The 19,393-nt window shown below is 66.9% G+C and carries 20 protein-coding genes; 15 read left to right on the top strand and 5 right to left on the bottom strand.

Features of this window, described 5'->3' with window-relative positions:
- The first annotated feature begins 3 nt into the window (after positions 1 to 3).
- From RM543_RS00930 to RM543_RS00905, 6 genes are all read left to right on the top strand, one after another.
- Positions 4 to 951, top strand: a complete 948-nt coding sequence (locus RM543_RS00930) for an imelysin family protein (protein WP_311688753.1) — start codon at positions 4 to 6, stop codon at positions 949 to 951.
- A 1-nt stretch (position 952) separates the two neighbouring features.
- Positions 953 to 2,023 carry a DUF1513 domain-containing protein gene (locus tag RM543_RS00925; RefSeq protein WP_311688751.1) on the top strand — a complete coding sequence of 357 codons (1,071 nt, stop codon included), beginning with the start codon at positions 953 to 955 and terminating at the stop codon, positions 2,021 to 2,023.
- Positions 2,024 to 2,067: 44 nt separating this feature from the next.
- Positions 2,068 to 3,105 (top strand): LacI family DNA-binding transcriptional regulator, encoded by a 1,038-nt coding sequence (locus tag RM543_RS00920; RefSeq protein ID WP_311688749.1) that lies wholly within the window; start codon positions 2,068 to 2,070, stop codon positions 3,103 to 3,105.
- Between the two features lie 79 nt (positions 3,106 to 3,184).
- Positions 3,185 to 3,922: a glycosyltransferase family 2 protein gene (locus tag RM543_RS00915; RefSeq protein WP_311688747.1), complete on the top strand. Its 738-nt coding sequence runs from the start codon at positions 3,185 to 3,187 to the stop codon at positions 3,920 to 3,922.
- On the top strand, positions 3,919 to 4,230 hold the full coding sequence (locus tag RM543_RS00910) for a lipid-A-disaccharide synthase N-terminal domain-containing protein (protein WP_311688745.1): 312 nt from the start codon (positions 3,919 to 3,921) through the stop codon (positions 4,228 to 4,230). Before RM543_RS00915 ends, RM543_RS00910 begins: the two co-directional genes overlap by 4 nt.
- Complete coding sequence (locus RM543_RS00905; protein WP_311688743.1) at positions 4,202 to 5,704, top strand: ArnT family glycosyltransferase; 1,503 nt, start codon at positions 4,202 to 4,204, stop codon at positions 5,702 to 5,704. Before RM543_RS00910 ends, RM543_RS00905 begins: the two co-directional genes overlap by 29 nt.
- 3 nt (positions 5,705 to 5,707) lie before the next feature.
- On the opposite strand, the gene RM543_RS00900 is transcribed toward RM543_RS00905, so the two are convergent.
- Entirely contained in the window at positions 5,708 to 6,304 is a 597-nt protein-coding gene (locus RM543_RS00900; protein ID WP_311688741.1) for an HD family hydrolase, read from the bottom strand.
- 140 nt (positions 6,305 to 6,444) lie between these two features.
- Here RM543_RS00900 and RM543_RS00895 point away from each other — a divergent pair, with 140 nt between their 5' ends.
- The 3 genes from RM543_RS00895 (at position 6,445) to RM543_RS00885 (ending at position 8,702) form a co-directional block, all read left to right on the top strand.
- Positions 6,445 to 6,738 (top strand): hypothetical protein, encoded by a 294-nt coding sequence (locus RM543_RS00895; RefSeq protein WP_311688739.1) that lies wholly within the window; start codon positions 6,445 to 6,447, stop codon positions 6,736 to 6,738.
- 82 nt (positions 6,739 to 6,820) lie between these two features.
- Positions 6,821 to 8,209, top strand: coding sequence for an adenosylhomocysteinase (gene ahcY / locus RM543_RS00890; RefSeq protein WP_311688737.1), 1,389 nt, complete (start codon positions 6,821 to 6,823; stop codon positions 8,207 to 8,209).
- Positions 8,210 to 8,357: 148 nt separating this feature from the next.
- Positions 8,358 to 8,702, top strand: a complete 345-nt coding sequence (locus RM543_RS00885) for a DUF2853 family protein (protein ID WP_311688735.1) — start codon at positions 8,358 to 8,360, stop codon at positions 8,700 to 8,702.
- Between the two features lie 327 nt (positions 8,703 to 9,029).
- On the opposite strand, the gene hemF is transcribed toward RM543_RS00885, so the two are convergent.
- Positions 9,030 to 9,911: an oxygen-dependent coproporphyrinogen oxidase gene (gene hemF / locus RM543_RS00880; protein ID WP_432280427.1), complete on the bottom strand. Its 882-nt coding sequence runs from the start codon at positions 9,909 to 9,911 to the stop codon at positions 9,030 to 9,032.
- Positions 9,912 to 10,024: 113 nt separating this feature from the next.
- On the opposite strand from hemF, the gene RM543_RS00875 reads away from it, so the two are divergent.
- A complete protein-coding gene (locus tag RM543_RS00875; RefSeq protein ID WP_311688733.1) occupies positions 10,025 to 10,435 on the top strand; it encodes a hypothetical protein in 411 nt (136 codons plus the stop codon).
- A gap of 30 nt (positions 10,436 to 10,465) precedes the next feature.
- On the opposite strand, the gene RM543_RS00870 is transcribed toward RM543_RS00875, so the two are convergent.
- From RM543_RS00870 to RM543_RS00860, 3 genes are read right to left on the bottom strand one after another with little or no spacing between them, the layout of a single operon-like run.
- Positions 10,466 to 11,281: an SDR family NAD(P)-dependent oxidoreductase gene (locus RM543_RS00870; RefSeq protein ID WP_311688731.1), complete on the bottom strand. Its 816-nt coding sequence runs from the start codon at positions 11,279 to 11,281 to the stop codon at positions 10,466 to 10,468.
- Positions 11,282 to 11,324: 43 nt separating this feature from the next.
- Entirely contained in the window at positions 11,325 to 12,341 is a 1,017-nt protein-coding gene (locus RM543_RS00865; protein ID WP_311688729.1) for a class I SAM-dependent methyltransferase, read from the bottom strand.
- A gap of 19 nt (positions 12,342 to 12,360) precedes the next feature.
- A complete protein-coding gene (locus tag RM543_RS00860) occupies positions 12,361 to 12,849 on the bottom strand; it encodes a DUF3576 domain-containing protein (RefSeq protein WP_311688727.1) in 489 nt (162 codons plus the stop codon).
- A gap of 245 nt (positions 12,850 to 13,094) precedes the next feature.
- Between RM543_RS00860 and RM543_RS00855 the strand changes: the two genes are divergently transcribed.
- The 5 genes from RM543_RS00855 (at position 13,095) to RM543_RS00835 (ending at position 19,374) form a co-directional block, all read left to right on the top strand.
- Complete coding sequence (locus RM543_RS00855) at positions 13,095 to 14,195, top strand: porin (protein ID WP_311688726.1); 1,101 nt, start codon at positions 13,095 to 13,097, stop codon at positions 14,193 to 14,195.
- Positions 14,196 to 14,464: 269 nt separating this feature from the next.
- Positions 14,465 to 15,688, top strand: coding sequence for a porin (locus tag RM543_RS00850; RefSeq protein ID WP_311688724.1), 1,224 nt, complete (start codon positions 14,465 to 14,467; stop codon positions 15,686 to 15,688).
- Between the two features lie 259 nt (positions 15,689 to 15,947).
- The gene (locus RM543_RS00845; protein ID WP_311688722.1) at positions 15,948 to 17,168 is read left to right on the top strand and encodes a porin; all 1,221 of its coding nucleotides are present in this window, start codon (positions 15,948 to 15,950) and stop codon (positions 17,166 to 17,168) included.
- 104 nt (positions 17,169 to 17,272) lie between these two features.
- On the top strand, positions 17,273 to 18,724 hold the full coding sequence (locus tag RM543_RS00840) for a tetratricopeptide repeat-containing sulfotransferase family protein (protein ID WP_311688720.1): 1,452 nt from the start codon (positions 17,273 to 17,275) through the stop codon (positions 18,722 to 18,724).
- Positions 18,721 to 19,374 (top strand): YggS family pyridoxal phosphate-dependent enzyme, encoded by a 654-nt coding sequence (locus RM543_RS00835; RefSeq protein ID WP_311688718.1) that lies wholly within the window; start codon positions 18,721 to 18,723, stop codon positions 19,372 to 19,374. Before RM543_RS00840 ends, RM543_RS00835 begins: the two co-directional genes overlap by 4 nt.
- Positions 19,375 to 19,393: the final 19 nt, after the last annotated feature.

Below are 19,393 nucleotides of genomic sequence, written 5' to 3'. Positions count from 1 at the left end.
CCCGTGCCTTCCCTCGTCTCGGCCGGCGTGGATGAGGCGGTGACGGACGTCATCCTCCCCGCGCAGGCGCGATTCGCGTCCGAAACGGCAAACCTTGCCGCGGCGGCGGAGGCCGATTGCACCCCCGAGACGCTGAAGGACCCCTGGAACGACGCGTTCGATGCATGGCTCGGCGTCGCGCACCTGCGGCTCGGCCCCATCGAGGAGGAGGGCCGCGGCCTTGCGATCTCCTTCTGGCCGGACACGCGGGGCATGATGCCGCGGAGCCTCGCCGGGATGATCGCGGACCGCGATGCCATCGTGGATCGCCCGGACGAGTTCGGCCAGGTCTCCGTCGCCGCGCGGGGGCTCTTCGCGCTGGAGCAGCTTCTCTACGAGCCGGACTTCTCCGGCTATTCGTCCGGGAGCTACACCTGCCGCCTCGCCACCGCCATCGCGGAAGACCTTGCGCGCATGGCCGGTGAGATCGAGGCGGGGTGGAGGGACGGGTTCGCCGCGGCCCTGACCGATCCCGGCGGCAGCCCGTACCTGACGGATCGGGAGGCGGTGCAGGCCCTCTACACGGCGCTGGCGACAGGGCTGGAATACAATCAGGATCAGCGTCTCGGCCGCCCTCTCGGCACGCTCGATCGCCCGCGGCCCACCCGGGCCGAAGCATGGCGCTCGGAGCGGTCCGTGCGGAACGTGATCCTGTCGCTGACGGCTCTCGAGGATCTGGCCGAGGCCCTTGCGGACACGCCGATCCCGGAGACGACCGACGCGTTCGGCGGGGCCATCGCGCGGGCGGACGCGCTGGACGATCCCGCGCTTGCCGGTGTCGAGGATCCCGCGGGGCGTTTCCGGATCGAGGCGCTCCAGACCGATCTCGGTGTCCTGAGGCGCACGCTGGACACCGAACTCGGCACGGCGCTCGGCGTCTCCGCTGGCTTCAACTCGATGGACGGAGACTGACATGACCACGCGCCGCACCTTCATGGCCTCTCTTCTGGCCGCGGCCGCGGCGCCGAAGCTGACATGGGCCGAGGCCGGGAACCCGGCCTATCTCGGTGCGGCGCGGGAGGCGGATGGCGGTTTCGCGCTCTTCGGCCTGTCGGCGGACGGAGCGGACCTCTTCCGCATCTCCCTGCCGGGACGTGGTCATGCGGCCGCGGCGCATCCCGTTCGCCCCGAAGCGGTCGCCTTCGCCCGGCGCCCCGGCACCTTCGCCCTCGTCATCGATTGCGCGCGCGGGCGCCTCGCCGCGCGCCTCGAAGCCCCCGAGGGCCGGCATTTCTACGGTCACGGCGCTTTCCTCCATGGCGGCGAGGTGCTCGCGACGACCGAGAACCATATCGAGAGCGGCGAAGGCCGGATCGGCTTCTGGGCCGCGTCAGAGGGCTATGCCCGCATCGGCGAGGTCGCGTCCGGCGGGATCGGCCCGCACGAGGTGCGCACCATGCCAGACGGCAGGACGCTCGCCGTCGCCAATGGCGGCATCCTCACGCGGCCCGAAACCGGCCGGGACAAGCTCAACATCCCGCAGATGGCGCCGAACCTCGCCTATGCGGGGGAGGATGGCGTTCTGGAGACTGTCTCCCTCGATCCGGACCTGCACCTCGATTCCATCCGTCATCTCGCCGTCTCGGCCGAGGGGCGCGTCGCCTTCGCGATGCAGTGGCAGGGGGAGGCGATGGACGGCGTGCCACTCCTCGGCCTCCACTTTCGCGGTGAGGCGCCGCAGCTTCTGGAGGCGGGGTTCGCCGAGCAGGTGGCGATGGAGGGCTATGCCGGCTCGGTGGCGATCTCGGGCGAGCGCGTCGCGATCACCTCGCCGCGGGGCGGGCGGGTGCATGTCTTCGGGCTGAACGGCGAGCTTGCCGGGATCCTGAGGCGGAGCGACGTCTGCGGCATTGCGCCCGCGCCCGCCGGCTTCGTCGCTTCCGACGGGCTCGGTGGGCTCTTGTCGCTCGATACGGCCGCCGCTGTCCGGCCACTGGCCCATGCCGCCCGATCCTGGGATAACCACCTGGTCGCACTGGGATAGGCTGCGGTCTTTCCCGCCCCGCCACGAGCCGCTATTCAGGCCCGATGACACAGGACACCCACGTGCCCCCGCCGCGCCGCCCGCTCACCCTCCGAGACGTCAGCGAGGCGTCCGGCGTCAGCGAGATGACCGTGTCCCGCGTTTTGCGAAATCGCGGCGACGTCAGCTCCGCGACCCGGGACAAGGTGCTCGCCGCGGCCAAGCGCCTCGGATACGTGCCGAACAAGATCGCAGGGGCGCTGGCGAGCCAGCGGGTGAACCTTGTCGCGGTCATCATCCCCTCGCTGTCGAACCTCGTCTTCCCCGAAGTGATGGACGGGATCGTCAGCGTTCTCGAGGATACGGGACTGCAGCCCGTGCTCGGCGTGACCCACTACCGGCCGGACCGCGAGGAGCAGGTGCTCTACGAGATGCTGTCGTGGCGACCCTCGGGCGTCATCGTCGCGGGGCTGGAGCATACCGGACCGTCCCGCGCGATGTTGCAGTCCGCAGGCATTCCCATCGTCGAGATCATGGATGCCGACGGAGAGCCGATCGACGCTATGGTCGGCATCTCCCACCGCCGCGCCGGGCGGATGATGGCCCAGGCGATCGTGGATGCCGGATACCGCCGCATCGGGTTCATGGGCACCAAGATGCCGCTGGACCACCGCGCACGGAAGCGGTTCGAGGGCTTTACCGAGGCGCTGGCGAAGGCGGGGATGGAGGTGGCCGGGCGTTCTTTCTACGAGGGAGGCTCAGGCCTGTCCAAGGGCCGCGAGATGACGGCGGACATGCTGAACACCGTGCCGGACCTCGATTTTCTCTACTACTCCAGTGACATGATCGCCGCGGGCGGGCTTCTGGAGCTGGCGGAGCGGGGGGTCGAGATCCCGGGCGAGATCGGCCTTGCCGGGTTCAACGGACTGCCGCTGCTGAACGGTCTGCCGCGGCGGATCGCCACGATGGATGCCTGTCGCCGGGAAATCGGAGAGGCCGCGGCGCAGATCATCGCACGCCGAGCGGGCGGAGCGCCGGCCTCTGCGGAGGACCGCGTGGTGATGACGCCGAAGCTCGATCCCGGCGAGACGTTGCTTCGCTAGGGCGGGCGCGTTTGCAGGGCATGGGGGTGCATGCTACAGGCCGCTGGTTCGCGGCGGGCGGGCCGTCCCGGAGGCACCCATGACAGGGCTTTCCATCGTTATTCCAATGCGGAACGAGGCCGGCAATGCCGGTCCGCTGATCGATGGCATCCTGGCGGCCTGCGACGGGGCGGACGGGTTGCCCCAGATCGAGGTAATCGCGGTGAACGACGGCTCGACGGACGGGACTGCCGCCGAAGTCCTCGCGCTCGCCGCGCGGGACGGTCGGGTGCGCCTTCTCGGCCATGCCGTCTCCGCCGGGCAGAGCGCCGCGATCCATTCAGGCGTCCTGGCCGCGCGCGGTGCGCTGATCTGCACGCTGGACGGGGACGGGCAGAATCCGCCCGAGGAGATCCCGAGGCTCGCCTCCGCCCTCATCGCCGCGGCGCCCGGCATTGCCCTCGTCGCGGGGCAGCGGGCGGACCGCAAGGACACCCAGGCCAAGCGCATCGCCTCCAAGCTCGCCAACGGCATCCGCTCGGCGGCCCTCGATGACGGCACGCGCGACACCGGCTGCGGTCTGAAGGCGTTCCGCCGCGAAGCCTTTCTCGCGCTTCCCTACTTCAATCACATGCACCGTTACCTGCCGGCGCTCTTCACGCGCGACGGCTGGGAGATCCTGCATCTCGACGTCGGCCATCGCCCGCGCGGTGCCGGTCAGTCGAATTACGGCAATTTCGGCCGCGCCCTTGCCGGCGCGTCGGATCTCCTGGGCGTCATGTGGCTGGTTCGCCGGCGCAAGACCGCACGGGCCACCGAGGAGACGACGCTCCCATGATCGAGGCGATATTCCAGTTCCTCCACGTCGACAGCATGGGGGAATTCCTCTGGGTCTGCGTCGGGCTCGGCGGGCAATTGCTGTTCACCGCGCGCTTCCTGATCCAGTGGATCGCGTCCGAGAAGGCGGAGCGTTCCGTCGTTCCGGTGGCCTTCTGGTACTTCTCCGTCCTCGGAGGGCTCGTCCTCGGCGCCTATGCGGTCTACCGCAGGGATCCGGTCTTCATGCTCGGGCAAGGGATGGGGCTATTCATCTATTCGCGGAACCTGTGGTTGATCCATGCCGAGAAGCGTCGTCACACCGAATGAGTGGCTGCCCCGCGCGGCCCTGATCGTCCTCGCCGTCACGGCGCTTCGGGTCGCGCTCCTGGCGCAGGGCGCCACGGATCTGTTCGTGGACGAGGCGCAGTACTGGCTCTGGGGTCAGACGCTCGACTTCGGCTATTACTCCAAGCCGCCGATGATCGCCTGGGTGATCCGCGCGGCGACCGAGCTCGGCGGCAGCGATGCGCCGTTCTGGGTGCGCCTGCCTGCGCCTCTCTTCCACGCCGCGACGGCACTGATCCTCGGCGCGATCGCCTCGCGGCTTTGGGCCGGGGCTGCGATCTGGGTGTCGGCGATCTACGTGACGCTGCCGATGGTCGCCGTCGGAAGCTACTTGATCTCCACCGACACGATCATGTTCCCCTTCCTCGCCGCCGGGCTCCTTCTGTGGATCGGCGTTCCGGGAGGGACCCGCGGGCGGGCCTTCGCGGCCGGGGTCGCGCTCGGTCTCGCGTTCCTGTCGAAATACGCCGCAATCTACTACCTGCCCTGCGCGGCTCTCGCGGCATTCTTTCCCGAGGCGCGGCCGACATGGCGGCAGGCGCTGCTGGCGCTCGGGGCCTTCGCGCTCACCATCGCGCCCAATGTCGCGTGGAACATCGCTCACGGCCTCTCGACGGTCGAGCACACGATGGACAATGCCGACTGGGTTCGCGAGGGCGGCGGGGGCGGTCTGCTCTGGCGGGACCTCGGAACCTTCTTCGCCAGCCAGTTCGCCGTCTTCGGTCCGGTGCTCTTCGCCGTGCTGCTCTGGATGGGCGGGCGCCTGCGCCGGGCGCCCCTTCGCATCCCGATTCTCTTCGCCCTGCCCATCGTCGCATTCGTCTGCGTCCAGGCGCTCCTTGGCGGGGCCTACGCGAACTGGGCGGCGGCGGCATATCTGGCGGGAACCGTTGCGGTCGTGCCATGGCTCCTCGCGGCGGGGCAGGGGTGGGCGAGCTTCCCGCCGGCGCATCCGATCCCGGCTCTGTGGTGGTGGCGAACGGGGCGGCCGTGGCTCTGGGGCAGCCTCGTGCTTCACGGGGCCTTCTGTCTCGCCATCCCGCTTCTGACCGCCTTCGGAACCCACCTCGCCGCAGGGCCGGATGACCGGCTCATCCTGGCGCGCTACCTCGGGCGGGACGAGATGTCCGGCGCCATCGTGAGGGCCGCCCGCGACACCGGGGCGGAGGCCATCGTCGCGGATGACAGGGATGTCCTCGCGGACCTCTTCTACTCGGAGCGGGACACGGGCATCGCGATCTACTCCGTGCCGCCGGAGGGCCGGGCGATGAACCATTACGCCCAGAGCTTCCCCTGGCCGGGCGGGGACGCCCCGTTCCTTCTCGTGACGAAGCGGGATCGTCTGCCGGAGGGCTGCGCGGCCGAGCGTCTCACCCGGCTCGCACCGGCCCGCGGCGCCTATCGCGATCGAAAGCAGACGCTCTGGCTCGCCGGGCCCGAGTGTCCGCTAAGGTAGGGATCATCCCGTCTGCGCCAGCAGATCCGCGTGCCGCGCCACGAACTCCGCGCGCACCTCGACGGGCGGACGCAGCGCGATGCCGAGGCCCTCGATGATCCCTGCAGGAGGGCGACGGAAGAAGGACGTCGCCTCCTTCTCGGAGAACCCCGCGATATGCACCGCTTCGAGCCACGCGCTGATCTGGTCGGCCCGCTTGATCTGCGTCTTGACGGAGACGGGAAGCGCCGCCGGCAGGCCGAAGCGCAGGTGGATCGCGGCGGTCAGCCGGTCGTCGAGTGCCTTGTAGTCCGGCCCGATCGCAGCTTTCACGGGGGAGATCATGTCCCCGATGACGTATTCGGGCGCATCGTGCAGGAGCGCGGCGAGGTGCCATCGGGGCGGCGCGGTCGGACACAGACGCCGGTGCAGCTCCTCGACCAGCAGGCAATGCTCCGCGACGGAGTAGGGATGGTCTCCCAGCGTCTGCCCGTTCCACCGGGCCACGAAGGCCAGTCCGTGGGCGATGTCCTCGATCTCGATATCCATGGGGGTGGGGTCGAGGAGGTCCAGCCGCCGCCCGGACAGCATCCGTTGCCAGGCCCGTGCCGGCTTGCCCATATCGCGCTTCCGTCTTTTGGTCTTGACACCGTTTGGGAACCTTTGCGGCCCTCGCGGCTTGTTCAGGAAATCATCAATACCAACCGGGTGTGAGACCACAACCGCCGGGGGCCGCAGCGTCGCCCGGAAGGGGGATCTGCATGTTCAAGACACTAAGCCTCGTCGCCGCCTCCGCCCTCGTCCCGGGCGCCGCTCTTGCGCAGGATAACTGCGCGGATCGTTCGACCGTCATCGAGCGCCTCGAAGGGTCATACGACGAGAGCTTTTCCGGCGGCGGGCTCCAGTCGTCCGAGAAGATCCTGGAGGTCTGGCATTCCGAAATCGGCGGCACGTGGACCGTACTCTTGACTGACGCCGAAGGCATCTCCTGCGTCATCGCGGCGGGAACGCACTGGCGCGACGGGCTGGTCGAGAAGGCAGGCATCCCGATGTAAGTCCCCCGCCGCTCCCCGGCGTTGTCCGCTGCCCGACCCGGTGTTAAGCGGCTGTCAACGAATTGTGGGGAAGACTGGCGCCATGGCGGACGATTACATCATCAAGGACATCGCTCTGGCCGAATACGGCCGGAAGGAACTCGACATCGCCGAGACGGAGATGCCGGGCCTGATGTCGCTTCGGGAAGAGTACGGTGACAGCAAGCCGCTCGCCGGTGCGCGGATCGTCGGCTCGCTCCACATGACCATTCAGACCGCCGTCCTGATCGAGACCCTCGTCGCGCTCGGGGCAGACGTCCGCTGGGCCTCGTGCAACATCTTCTCCACCCAGGATCATGCCGCGGCGGCCATTGCGAAGTCCGGTGTTCCGGTCTTCGCGATCAAGGGCCAGAGCCTGGTGGAGCATTGGGATTACCTCGACCGCTCCTTCCAGTTCGCCGATGGGCCGAACCTGATCCTCGACGATGGAGGCGACGCGACGCTCTACATCCTCCTCGGCGCGCGCGCCGAAGCGGGGGAAGACGTGATCGCGGTCCCGCAATCCGAGGAAGAAGAGGCGATCAAGGCGCAGATCGCCAAGCGGATGAAGGAAAGCCCCGGCTGGTTCACCAGAATGCGGGATCAGATCAAGGGCGTCTCCGAGGAGACGACGACGGGCGTCCATCGCCTGTATGACCTTCAGCGCAACGGGCAGCTTCCGTTCCCGGCGATCAACGTCAACGACAGCGTCACCAAGTCGAAGTTCGACAACAAGTACGGCTGCAAGGAATCGCTGGTCGACGGGATACGCCGCGCCACGGACACGATGATGGCCGGCAAGGTCGCCGTCGTGTGCGGATACGGCGATGTCGGCAAGGGGTCCGCGGCCTCCCTCAGCGGCGCCGGCGCGCGGGTGAAGGTGACGGAAGCCGATCCGATCTGCGCGCTTCAGGCTGCGATGGACGGGTTCGAGGTCGTCCTTCTGGAGGACGTGGCGGACACCGCGGACATCTTCATCACGACGACCGGCAACAGGGACGTCATCCGCATCGAGCACATGCGCGCGATGAAGGACATGGCGATCGTCGGGAACATCGGCCATTTCGACAACGAGATTCAGGTCGCCAACCTGAAGAACCACAAGTGGACGAACATCAAGGATCAGGTGGACATGATCGAGATGCCCTCGGGCAATCGTCTGATCCTGCTGTCCGAAGGGCGCCTGCTGAACCTCGGCAACGCCACCGGGCACCCCTCCTTCGTGATGTCCGCCTCCTTCACCAACCAGGTGCTGGCGCAGATCGAGCTCTGGACCCGTGGTGGCGAGTACGGCAACGCCGTCTACATTCTGCCCAAGCATCTCGACGAGAAGGTCGCCCGCCTGCATCTCGGCCGCATCGGTGTGAAACTGACGCCGCTCAGCAAGGAGCAGGCCGCCTATATCGGCGTCACGCCCGAAGGCCCGTTCAAGCCGGAGCACTACCGCTACTGATCGGAAATGCCCGGTCATCCGGGTTCTGGACGCAAGTGCATGCGAAACCATGGCGCCTTCCGATACCGGGAGGCGCTTTTTTCATTCACAGATTCGATTCGCGCCTTAGGTTGATCTCCAAGCGATCACGCAAAAGAGAGGTAGCGCCATGAGCAAGCTCGACGAAAAGGTTGGAAAATACATCGACGCAGTGAAGGACACCTGCGGCCTCGAGCCGGACGTGGATCTTCTTCGCAAGGTCACGGCGGCGTGCGGGCCGGTCATTTATCAGCGCGATGCGGAAACGGTCGCCTCCTCCGATCCGGACGAAATGGACCGGGTGAAGAAGAACTTCCTTATGAAGAAGCTGGGCCTGTCCGAAAGCGACAAGCTGGACGAGGGGATCGAAGCCGCCATCGAGACCTATGGCCGCTCGGAGCGGACCAAGTATCGCGCCGTCTTCTATTATCTGCTGACCAAGCATTTCGGCAAGGACGCCGTCTACGGAAGCTGATCGGGCCAAATCGATTCGGATTGTCCGGACTTGGCGTTTGAGACAGGGCGCCGGATTTGGTACGAGGATCTGACAAAGGACCAGGATGGTCCGGAGCGAGATCCAGTTTCACGTGGTGCGACCCGGTTGGGGCACGTGGGGAGTTGGAGGGTTCCGGGCGATCCGGCCTGGAGCCCTCCAACCATTTGAGACCGGGGGCCAGTTGGCCTCCGGTGTCGAACTCCTCAAGTCGTCGCTGCTGCCCGGCAGGGTCGTAGTTGCCGCACGGGCGTCACTTCGCGCAAGCCAGGCCTGCGCTGTCACCGCCTCCACGCCGGGCAGGCGGCTTCAGTGCCACGTCGCCACCGGCGGCAGGCTCATCAGGACAGCATTCGGATCATGCCCCGTCGCGAGGCCGAACTTGGTGCCCCGGTCATAGACGAGGTTGTATTCGGCGTAGAGGCCGCGATGGGCAAGTTGCGCGGCGCGATCCTCGTCGGTCCAGTCCGCCTTGCGGCGTTTTTCGGCCAGCGGCAGGAAGGCTGGTAGAAAGGCCGAGCCCACAGAGCGGGTGAACGCGAAATCCGCCTCCCAGTCCCCGGTGTTCAGATCGTCGTAGAAGATTCCGCCGACCCCCCTCGCGCGTTTGCGGTGAGGGATGAAGAAGTACTCGTCTGCCCAGGCCTTGAAGCGCGGGTAGAGATCATCGCCATGTCCGTCGCAGGCGGCGCGCATCTCGGCGTGGAAATGGGCGGTGTCCTCCTCGTACTCGATGGCGGGGTTGAGGTCCGCCCCGCCGCCGAACCACCAGGCATTCGGCGTCCAGAACATCCGCGTGTTCATGTGGACGGCCGGGGCGTGGGGGTTCTGCATGTGCGCCACGAGGCTGATCCCGCTGGCCCAAAAGCTCGGATCCTCCTCGATCCCCGGAACGCCGCGCGCCGCCATGGAGGAAATCGCGGCCTCACCAAGCGTGCCGTGGACGGTGGAGATGTTGACGCCGACCTTCTCGAAGACGCGGCCACCGCGCATCACGCTCATCAGCCCGCCGCCGGCATCGCTGCCGTCATCCGCCGAGCGGGTGGTTTTCGTCACCTCGAAATGGCCGGGGGCGGTGTCGGCCAGCCGCTCCGGGGGGGCCTGCGTCTCGAGTCCCTCGAAGGCGGCGACGATGCGGTCCCTGAGCTCGCGGAACCAGTCGGCCGCGCGGTCGCGTTCGCGCTCCAGCATCTCGGACATGGGCGATCTCCTTTTTCCTCACCGGCTAGCATTCCGCCCGGGGAGGGGCCAGCCTTGCGCCCTACTCTCGAAAGCGTGGCTGTGCAGGTGCGATGCGGGGCGCTATGGTCCGCATCATGCGCACCGCCCTTGCCCTCCTCCCGCTCGCCCTCGTCGTCGCCTGCACCGATCCGCGGGAGGCGTGCCTGAGCAATGCGGTCGAGGAATTGTCGACGGTGGACGCGCTGATTCTCGAGACGGAGCAGGCGCTGGAACGTGGGTACCGGACCTATCCGACGAATACCGGACGGGCCTCGGTCGGCTACTGCATCGGCAATCGCTCGGGCGGTACGGTCGCGATCGGCCTCAGCCTCTGCAACGACGTGCGGCCCCAGATCGTGGACAAGCCCGTCGCCATCGACCGGGTCGAGGAGCAACGCAAGCTGGAGGACCTGCGGCAGACGCGCGCCCGCCTCGCGCTGCGCTCCGAAGCCGAGGCCAGCGCCTGCCGGGCGCGGTTCCCCGCCGCCGGCTGAGCCGGCCCATTCAACATCGATGAGCTGACGTCAGTGGGCGGTCGCCGTGACCGCATCGAGGAGCGTGCGCCCGCCATCCACCGTCAGGATCTGGCCCGTGATGAAGGCAGAGCCATCCGAGGCGAGGAACTGCGCCGATTCGGCCAGCTCTCCCGGCTTCGCGATCCGGGCCATGGGCGTGTGCTCGCGGATGTCGTTGCGGAAGGCGTTGTTGTCCTTGAGCGCGCCCTTGAGGCTGGCGGACAGGACGGATCCCACCGCGAGCGCGTTCACCCGGATCCGGTGCGGCGCGAGTTCCACGGCAAGGGACCGCGTCATCTGGTCGAGCGCGGCGCAGGAGATGGAGTAGCCCATCAGGTTCCGCCGGGTGCGCTGCGCGGCAATGGACGAGAGGTTCACGATCGAGCCGATGGCGTGGCTTTCATTCCCGTCTTCTTCCGCCTGCCTGATCATCCGCTTCGCGACCTGCTGACTGAGGCGCAGGGCGGGGATGAGGTTTTGCTGGAGGGACATCTCGACCGCGTCCGAATCGGCGTCCAGGGCTTCGGAATGGACGACCTGCCGGCTCGCGTTCACGAGAATGTCGATCCGGTCGAAGGAGTCGAGCGTGGCGGACAGAAGGTTCGCGACCGTCAGCCGCTCCCGCAGGTCGCCGGTAAAGGCGCGGGCGGTGGCCTCGTCATCGTCGCCGCGCATGTCGCTGACTTCCTGCGACAGGCCGGCATCGTCCATGTCGGCGAACATCACGTTGGCGCCGGCGGACACGAAGTGGCGCGCGATGGCCAGCCCGATGCCGTTGGCTGCGCCGGTGACGATGGCGGTCTTGCCGCGAATCGAGAATGTCATGGGGTTATGGTCCCGCGTCCGTGAAGGGCTTGCGCGTCGAAGCTTAGCTTAGCTTATCGCGACCCTGCGCGCGAGAGGGGCGCTTGGCGGCGAAAAGCTTGAAGGGGCCGCTTCCCTCGGGCGCGGAGAGCTCGGTCACATCGTGGAAGGCGGCCCGCAGCGGTGCCTCGTAGGGCAGGTGCCGGTTCGCGACCATCCAGAAGGTGCCGTGGGGCGCGAGGATGCGCGCGGCGCTGTCGATGAAGGCGGCTCCGAGCGCGGGATCGGCCGCGCGCGTGGTGTGGAAGGGCGGGTTCGAGACCACGGCATCGAATCGGCGCTCCGGCGTATAGCTGCGCGCATCGCCCCAGACGAATTCGGCCCGGTCGTCCCGGACATTGCGACGGGCGGCCTCGATGGCGGCGTGCTCGGCCTCAATCAACGTGCAGGAGGCGACCTTTTCGCGTTCCAGAACCTGAAAGGCGAGGTAGCCCCAGCCGGCCCCGAGATCGGCAACGCGGCCCTTCATGTCGGCGGGGAGAACCTTGCCCAGGGCGATGCTTCCCTCATCGGGCCCGTCGGCGCTGAAGAGGCCGGGCGCGGTGACCCATCCGCCGGACACCGGGCCGGCCGGCGGGCGCAGCCAGTCGGCGAAGGTGCCGGGGGCCGCGTCGATGCGGAAGGTCTTGCCGTGCGCCTTGGAATACGCCTCGGACACCTCGGCATCGCGGCGACGGACCTCTTTCAGCAGCGAATCGATGCCATCCGTCTTCTGCCCGTCCACGATCACGGGTCCGCCCGGAGCCAGCGCCTCGGCGATCAGCGCGCGCGCTTCATCCTTGGCGCGGGGCACCATCACGAGCGCGGCGGCAAAGCCCTCGGGCGCATCGGTGTAGACGGTGTACCCCCGCCGGACCCAGGCGTCGTGATCGGGGCGGAAGCCCTGCACGATCCTCAGGCGCTCCTTCGGCAAGGCGGAGAGATCCGCATCGCTGCGCGGGCGGAACACCACGATCTCCCCCGTTTCCGGGACGGAGACGAGGCCCTGGTCGAGGGCGAGGGAAAGCCGGGAGGTGCTCAATGGCGTATCGACGCGTCGTCTACAGGTCGCCGTCGCGGATGCGCAGCTGACGCGCGCGCGTCAGGATCGCGTCCTCGACCGCCCGCACCGTATCCGCCGAGACCGGCCCGGACCGGGTGGCCAGCGCCACCTTGAGCGAGCGGGCGTCGAGCGCGGGATCGGTGACGTAGACCGTCGCGCGATAGGCGGTGCCGCCGCCCGGAGGCGTACCGTACCCCATGGAGATCACGCCGGAAAACGGATCGACCGATTGCACGGGGAGGAAGTTCAGCACGTCGAGGGAGGCGCTCCAGATATACCGGTTCACCTCGATCGTCGTGTTCGGATCGCCGCCGGAATTGAAAAGGTCGAAGATCGTCGAGCGCCGGGCGCCAGTTTCGTCATCGAACCGCCCGTCGAACTCGACCGGAACGCCGCGCCGCTCGTTCCCGGAGCCGCCGCAGGCGCTGAGCAGGGCCGCAGCCAGCGTGACGAGCGCGCCCGTTCTTGCCCATTTATGGAAGGTCATCGCCTTCTACCCCTCGCCGTTTTGGGAAGTCCTAACGAAGCCCCCTCAGCGTCACAAGGTCTTTTGCCCCACGGTCGTGGCCGGGCGGTGTGGCGGGACTGTGGCACGTCTGCACCATTCGGGAGGGAGGACATGCATGCCGTGCTCGGCTTTCTTGCGTCGAGGGGTGCGTGTCGACAAGACATGCTCATGCCCAATTCGGATCAGCGGGTTGCGGTGCACCTTTGAACACACGAGGGAAAACGATGAAAAAGGTTCTTCTCACTTCGACGGCCATCGTCGCCTTCGCCGGCGCCGCAGCTGCTGAAGTCACCATCACCGGCTCCGCCGAAATGGGTGTTGTCGGCGGTTCCGACCTGGCGACCCAATTCTTCCAGGACGTTGACGTCAAGTTCACCATGACCGGTGAAACCGACGGCGGCCTCTCCTTCGGCGCGGCGGTCGATCTCGACGAAGCCGGCAACCTCGGCAACGAGTTCAGCAACCAGGGCGTCGCGATCTTCGTCTCCGGCGGCTTCGGCACGCTGACGATGGGCGACACGGACGGCGCGCTCGACTTCGTGCTCACCGACGCCGGCAACATCGGCAACCCGGGCTCCATCGCCGATGACGAGACGAGCCACATCGGCTACCTCGGCTCCTATCTCGACGGTTCCGGCACGGCCGACAACCAGGTCGTCCGTTACGACTACTCCTTCGGCGACTTCGCGGTCGCGGTCTCCATGGAGCAGAACCCGCAGGGCGCCGACGGCTTCGTGGTCGACGGCCAGGACGATCCGGACGAGGATGACGTGAACTACGCCATCGGTGGTTCCTACGCCACCGAGTTCGCCGGTGCCGCCGTTTCCGTCGGCCTTGGCTACCAGCACGCCGAAAACGGCGGCCCGAGCGTCGACGACTTCTTCGCGTTCGACAGCTCCACCCCCGGTGACGACCTGACGATCGTGGGTACCGATGACCGTGTGGACGCCATCGGCCTGGGCGCGACCTTTACGCTCGACAGCGGCTTCACCGCCGGCTTCACCTACACCGGCTTCGACTTCGAAGAAGACGCCGTCGACGATGCCAGCCACGTCGGCATCGGCATGGGCTACGCCTTCGACGCGTTCTCCGTGCACTTCAACTACGGCCTCTACAACTTCGACATCGACGGCGTTGGTGAGTTCGACGTTCAGGGCTACGGCATCGCGGCCGGCTACGACCTCGGCGGCGGCGCGTCGCTCCTCTTCGGCTACGGCCGTTCCGAGCTCGACTCCGACCTCGACGATGATTTCGCCGACACTGTCGTCGACAGCTCCGACGACGACTTCGACACCTTCTCCCTCGGCCTCTCCATGGCCTTCTGATCCAGACCGGATCAGGGAGATTTGAAAGGGCGGGCCTCCGGGTCCGCCCTTTTTCCGTTTGGCCCGCACAGGTGCCGTTCGGCGTGCAGAAGCCCTGGGCGCGCCCCGCTCATCTTTAGGATGAATTTTCTGTGATCAGAGCGCATCAATCTAATTTGCGATGACGCTGGGGGAGCCGCCGTCCTTGCCCGAGCCGCGCCGGGTGAGGATACCAGCCTCACCGAATTGCATAAGTTTGCCGCGTACGCGCGCCTTTACGAGGACCAGCCATGAAAAACATCCTTCTCACTTCGACGGCCATCGTCGCCTTTGCCGGCGCCGCGGCAGCAGAAGTCACCATTACCGGCTCCGCCGAAATGGGCGTCGTCGGTGGCGAGGATGTCGCCACCCAGTTCTTCCAGGACGTCGACGTCAAGTTCACCCTGACCGGTCAGACCGACGGCGGTCTTTCCTTCGGCGCGGCTGTCGATCTCGACGAAGCGGGCAACCTCGGCAACGAGTTCAGCAACCAGGGCGTCGCGATCTTCGTCTCCGGCGGCTTCGGCACGCTGACGATGGGCGACACGGACGGCGCGCTCGACTTCGCGCTGACCGACGCCGGCAACATCGGCAACCCGGGCTCCATCAACGATGACGAAACGACCCATGCCGGCTATCTCGGCTCCTACCTCGACGGAGCGGGCTTCGCCGACGGTCAGATCGTCCGCTACGACTACTCCTTCGGCGACTTCGCGGTCGCGGTCTCCATGGAGCAGAATGCCTTCGGCGATGACGGCCTCGTCCTCGACGATCAGGTGATCGGCACTTTCGACATCGACGGGGACTCCTTCGAGGACACCTTCGGCACCGACGATTTCGATGACGTGAACTACGCCATCGGCGGCACCTACGCGACGGAGTTCGCCGGAGCGGCCGTCACCGTCGGCCTCGGCTACCAGCACGCCGCCTCCGCGGATGTGTTCAGCTTCACCGACCTGGACGACGACACGGTGATCTACGCCTCCGATGCGGACGCCATCGGCGTGGGCGCGGCCTTCACGCTGGACAGCGGCTTCACCGCCGGCTTCACCTACACCGATTTCAATTTCGGCGATGACTTCATCATCGTCGGCGATATCGGTGGCGGCTTCCCCGGCACCGATGATGACGATGCCGTCGGCGGCATTCAATTCGAGAGCACCGATTTCGAACTCGATGGCCGTCACTTCGGGATCGGCGTGGGCTACACGTTCGACGCCTTCACGGTGCACGCGAACTACGGCCAGTACGACTACGAGTTCGACCGCGGCGTGTTCGACGATGCCGAAGGCGACATCACGATCTCCGGCTACGGCTTGGCCCTCGGCTATGACCTCGGCGGCGGTGCGAGCCTGCTCCTCGGCTACGGCAAGTCCATGGCCTCCATCGACAGCGACATCGAGGACAGCTTCGGAATCGACGAAGATGACTTCGACACCGACACCTACTCCCTCGGCCTGTCCATGGCCTTCTGATCCGGACCGGATCGGGGAATTTGAAAGGGCGGGCCTTCGGGTCCGCCCTTTTTCCGTTTGGCCCGCACAGGTTTCGTTCGGCGCGCAATAGCCTTGGACGCGCCCCGTTCATCCTCGGGATCAATTATCTGTGACGAAAGGGCATCAATCGAATTTGAGGTGACGTCGCCGTCCTTGCCCGAGCCGCGTCGGGCGAGGATACAGCCAGCACCGAATTGCAGAAGTTTGCAGCATACGCGCGCCTTTACGAGGACCAGCCATGAAAAATATCCTTCTCACATCGACCGCGCTGGTCGCCTTCGCCGGCGCCGTGGCCGCAGAAGTCACCATCACCGGCTCCGCGGAAATGGGCGTCTTCGGTGGCGGGGAGTCCGCCACCCAGTTCTTCCAGGACGTCGACGTCAAGTTCACCCTGACCGGTCAGACCGATGGCGGTCTTTCCTTCGGCGCGGCTGTCGACCTCGACGAAGCCGGCAACCTCGGCAACGAGCTCGACGACCAGGGCGTCGCGATCTTCGTCTCCGGCGGCTTCGGCACGCTGACAATGGGCGACACGGACGGCGCGCTCGACTTCGTGCTGACCGACGCCGGCGACATCGGCAATCCCGGCTCCATCACCGATAACGAGACGGAACACTTCGGCTACCTCGGCTCCTATCTCGACGGAGCGGGCTTCGCCGATGGTCAGATCATCCGCTACAACTACTCCTTCGGCGACTTCGCGGTCGCGGTCTCCATGGAGCAGAATGCCTTCGGCGATGACGGTCTCGTCCTCGAGGACCAGATCCTCGGCACCATCGACTTTGGCGGGGGCGCCATTGACTCTATCGACGACTTTGGCGCCGAAGATTTCGATGACGTGAACTATTCCATTGGCGGCACCTACGAGACGGAGTTCGGCGGAGCGGCCGTCACCCTCGGCCTCGGCTACCAGCACGCCGCCTCCGCGGATGTGTTCCCCTTCGACGTCATCGACGGCTCCGAGGTCTACGCCTCCGATGCGGACGCCATCGGCGTAGGCGCGGCCTTCACGCTGGACAGCGGCTTCACCGCCGGCTTCACCTACACCGATTTCAATTTCGGCGATGACTTCATCCTCCTCGGTGATGGGGGCGGCTTCCCGGGTGTCGATGACGACGAGGCCCTGGGCGGCGTTCGGTACGATAGCACTGGTTTCGAACTCGATGGCCGTCACTTCGGGATCGGCATGGGCTACACGTTCGACGCCTTCACGGTGCACGCAAACTACGGCCAGTACGACTACGAGCTCGACGGCCTTTTCGACGGTGCGGGCGGCGACGTCACGGTCTCCGGTTACGGCCTGGCCCTCGGCTATGACCTCGGCGGCGGCGCGAACCTGCTCTTCGGCTACGGCAAGTCCATGGCCTCCATCGACAGCGACGTCGAGGACATCTTCTTCCTCGCCGAAGACGACTTCGACATCGACAACTACTCCCTCGGCCTGTCCATGGCCTTCTGATCCGAACCGGATCGGGGAATTTGAAAGGGCGGGCCTCCGGGTCCGCCCTTTTTCGTTGAAGAAGGCGCGTTTCCTCACGCGCGGCGGGGTGCTATCGAGCGGCCATGCAGTCACTCACTCCCAAAACCATTCCCGGTGTCTTCCGAAAGGCGCAGCAGCTTCAGGCCGCGGGCCGGACCTCTCAGGCGGAGGCGATCTATCGCCAGATCCTCGCCGTCGCGCCCAACCTCGCCGAGGCGCATTTCCAGATGGCCCGCATCGCGCGGGCGCGGTCGGACTGGGCGGAGACGGTGGACTGGCTTCAGAAGGCGCGCAGCTACCGCCCCGATCAGCCCGACATCCTCGGCGCGCTCGCCGAGGCCTATCTCGTGACGGATCAGCCCAAGAAGGCCTTGCGCCTCTTCGAGCTTCTGGAGCGTCGCATGCCGAAATCGGCGCGAGTTCTGGCGAACAAAGGCATGGCCCTGCAGCAGATCGGTGAGTTCACGGAGGCGCGGCGCGTGCTGGACCGCGCGCTGAAGCTCGAACCGAAGAGCGGCGAGCTACTGCGGATCATCGCCATCGGCCAGCACTTCGAGCCGGGCGATGCCCTCGTTACGAAGATGGAGGCGCTCTGGGCCGATCCGTCGCTGAAGGATCCCTCGCGCAGCCAGCTCGGCTATGCGCTTGCCAAGGCGATGGACGATCTGGGCGCGCCGGAGCGGGCCGCGCCTTACCTCGAGCGGGCGAACGCCATCCAGGCGGAGCTGCATCCGTATGACCGCGACCGCCGGGAGCGGGAACTGGAGCAGATCAGGAAACTGGCCGACGGCCTGGTCATCCCGCCGCAGGAGGAGGGCGACTTCGCCCCGATCTTCGTCACCGGGATGCCGCGCTCGGGCACGACGCTGGTGGAGCAGATCATTTCCTCGCACAGCGCGGTCGAGGGGGGCGGCGAGCTTGCCATCGTCACGCCGACCTTCTGGCAGGCGAGGGGGACGCGGGACATGGTCGAGGCCGAGTGGCTCGAAGCCTGGGGGGCGCGGGTCGAGCGGATGATGCGTTCGCGGGTGACGTTCGATCGGCATGTCACCGACAAGTCGATCATGACGCACGCGCTCCTCGGCTTTGCCGCCGCAGCCATGCCGTCCGCTCGTTTCGTCGTGGTGACGCGGGACCCGCGGGACCAGCTCTACTCGGTCTGGCGCAACTTCTTCCGGCCGGGCACGCATCGCTATGCCTCCAACTGGGACAGCATGGCGCATTACTATGCCGGGTACCTCGACCTGCTCGAGTTCTGGAAATCCCGCATGGGCGACCGGCTCCACACGGTCGCCTACGAGGACCTCGTCGCCGATCCCGAGCCGCAAAGCCGCGCGCTCATCGCGGCGGCCGGGCTGGACTGGGAAGCGTCCTGCCTCGATTTCCACAAGAACGACCGGCAGGTGCGCACCCTCTCCGTCGCGCAGGTGAGGCAGCCGATCTACAAAAGCTCGACCGGCCGGTGGGAGAAGCTGGGCGACACGCTCGCCCCGCTGACGGAGGCGCTGGAGAGAAACGGAGTGACCCTGTCATGAGCCTGTCCGAGATCAAGGATCGCATCGCCAAGGCGGAAACCGAGCACGGCCGGGCGCCGGGGTCGGTCCAGCTGATCGCGATTTCCAAGGTTCAACCCGAGGCGCGGGTGCGGGCGGTGCTCGAAGAGGGGCACCGGGTCTTCGGAGAGAACAAGGTGCAGGAGGCCCAGGGCAAGTGGCCCGCCTTCCGCGAGGAGTTCGGCCCGGTCGAGGTGCATCTCGTGGGGCCGCTTCAGACCAACAAGGCCCGTGCGGCGATGGAGCTGTTCGACGCGATCCACACGCTGGACCGGCCGAAGCTGGCCGGCACGCTCGCTCGCCTGGCGCAGGAGATGGGGCGCTGCCCCGACCTCTTCGTGCAGGTGAATACGGGTGAGGAGGACCAGAAATCGGGTATCCGCCCGGCGGATGCGGACGAGTTCATCGCCGAGGCGCGCAAGCTCGACCTGCCGCTGGGGGGCCTGATGTGCATCCCGCCGGTTGACGAGGAGCCTGCGCTGCACTTCGCGCTGCTGGCGAAGATTGCGGAGCGCAACGGTCTGGGTGGGCTCTCCATGGGCATGTCCGGCGATTTCGAGCGGGCGATCGCGCAAGGGGCGAGCCATGTGCGCGTCGGCTCCGCGATCTTCGGCGAGCGCGACTACGGCTGAGGCTGGGCGGATCGGCCAC

Origin of the sequence: Tropicimonas omnivorans (genome assembly GCF_031846565.1) — a bacterium.
Taxonomy (GTDB): domain Bacteria; phylum Pseudomonadota; class Alphaproteobacteria; order Rhodobacterales; family Rhodobacteraceae; genus Tropicimonas_B; species Tropicimonas_B omnivorans.
Note: the sequence above shows the minus strand (reverse complement) of the source record. Positions and strands in the feature narration are given on the sequence as shown.

What these genes read in the sequence shown, in the direction of transcription:
- RM543_RS00925 (WP_311688751.1), top strand. Translation starts at nt 953, where the DNA reads ATGACCACGCGCCGCACCTTCATGGCCTCTCTTCTGGCCGCGGCCGCG.
- RM543_RS00920 (WP_311688749.1), top strand. Translation starts at nt 2,068, where the DNA reads ATGACACAGGACACCCACGTGCCCCCGCCGCGCCGCCCGCTCACCCTC.
- RM543_RS00915 (WP_311688747.1), top strand. Translation starts at nt 3,185, where the DNA reads ATGACAGGGCTTTCCATCGTTATTCCAATGCGGAACGAGGCCGGCAAT.
- RM543_RS00910 (WP_311688745.1), top strand. Translation starts at nt 3,919, where the DNA reads ATGATCGAGGCGATATTCCAGTTCCTCCACGTCGACAGCATGGGGGAA.
- RM543_RS00905 (WP_311688743.1), top strand. Translation starts at nt 4,202, where the DNA reads ATGCCGAGAAGCGTCGTCACACCGAATGAGTGGCTGCCCCGCGCGGCC.
- RM543_RS00900 (WP_311688741.1), bottom strand. Translation starts at nt 6,304, where the DNA reads ATGGGCAAGCCGGCACGGGCCTGGCAACGGATGCTGTCCGGGCGGCGG.
- RM543_RS00895 (WP_311688739.1), top strand. Translation starts at nt 6,445, where the DNA reads ATGTTCAAGACACTAAGCCTCGTCGCCGCCTCCGCCCTCGTCCCGGGC.
- ahcY (WP_311688737.1), top strand. Translation starts at nt 6,821, where the DNA reads ATGGCGGACGATTACATCATCAAGGACATCGCTCTGGCCGAATACGGC.
- RM543_RS00885 (WP_311688735.1), top strand. Translation starts at nt 8,358, where the DNA reads ATGAGCAAGCTCGACGAAAAGGTTGGAAAATACATCGACGCAGTGAAG.
- hemF (WP_432280427.1), bottom strand. Translation starts at nt 9,911, where the DNA reads ATGCTGGAGCGCGAACGCGACCGCGCGGCCGACTGGTTCCGCGAGCTC.
- RM543_RS00875 (WP_311688733.1), top strand. Translation starts at nt 10,025, where the DNA reads ATGGTCCGCATCATGCGCACCGCCCTTGCCCTCCTCCCGCTCGCCCTC.
- RM543_RS00870 (WP_311688731.1), bottom strand. Translation starts at nt 11,281, where the DNA reads ATGACATTCTCGATTCGCGGCAAGACCGCCATCGTCACCGGCGCAGCC.
- RM543_RS00860 (WP_311688727.1), bottom strand. Translation starts at nt 12,849, where the DNA reads ATGACCTTCCATAAATGGGCAAGAACGGGCGCGCTCGTCACGCTGGCT.
- RM543_RS00855 (WP_311688726.1), top strand. Translation starts at nt 13,095, where the DNA reads ATGAAAAAGGTTCTTCTCACTTCGACGGCCATCGTCGCCTTCGCCGGC.
- RM543_RS00850 (WP_311688724.1), top strand. Translation starts at nt 14,465, where the DNA reads ATGAAAAACATCCTTCTCACTTCGACGGCCATCGTCGCCTTTGCCGGC.
- RM543_RS00845 (WP_311688722.1), top strand. Translation starts at nt 15,948, where the DNA reads ATGAAAAATATCCTTCTCACATCGACCGCGCTGGTCGCCTTCGCCGGC.
- RM543_RS00840 (WP_311688720.1), top strand. Translation starts at nt 17,273, where the DNA reads ATGCAGTCACTCACTCCCAAAACCATTCCCGGTGTCTTCCGAAAGGCG.
- RM543_RS00835 (WP_311688718.1), top strand. Translation starts at nt 18,721, where the DNA reads ATGAGCCTGTCCGAGATCAAGGATCGCATCGCCAAGGCGGAAACCGAG.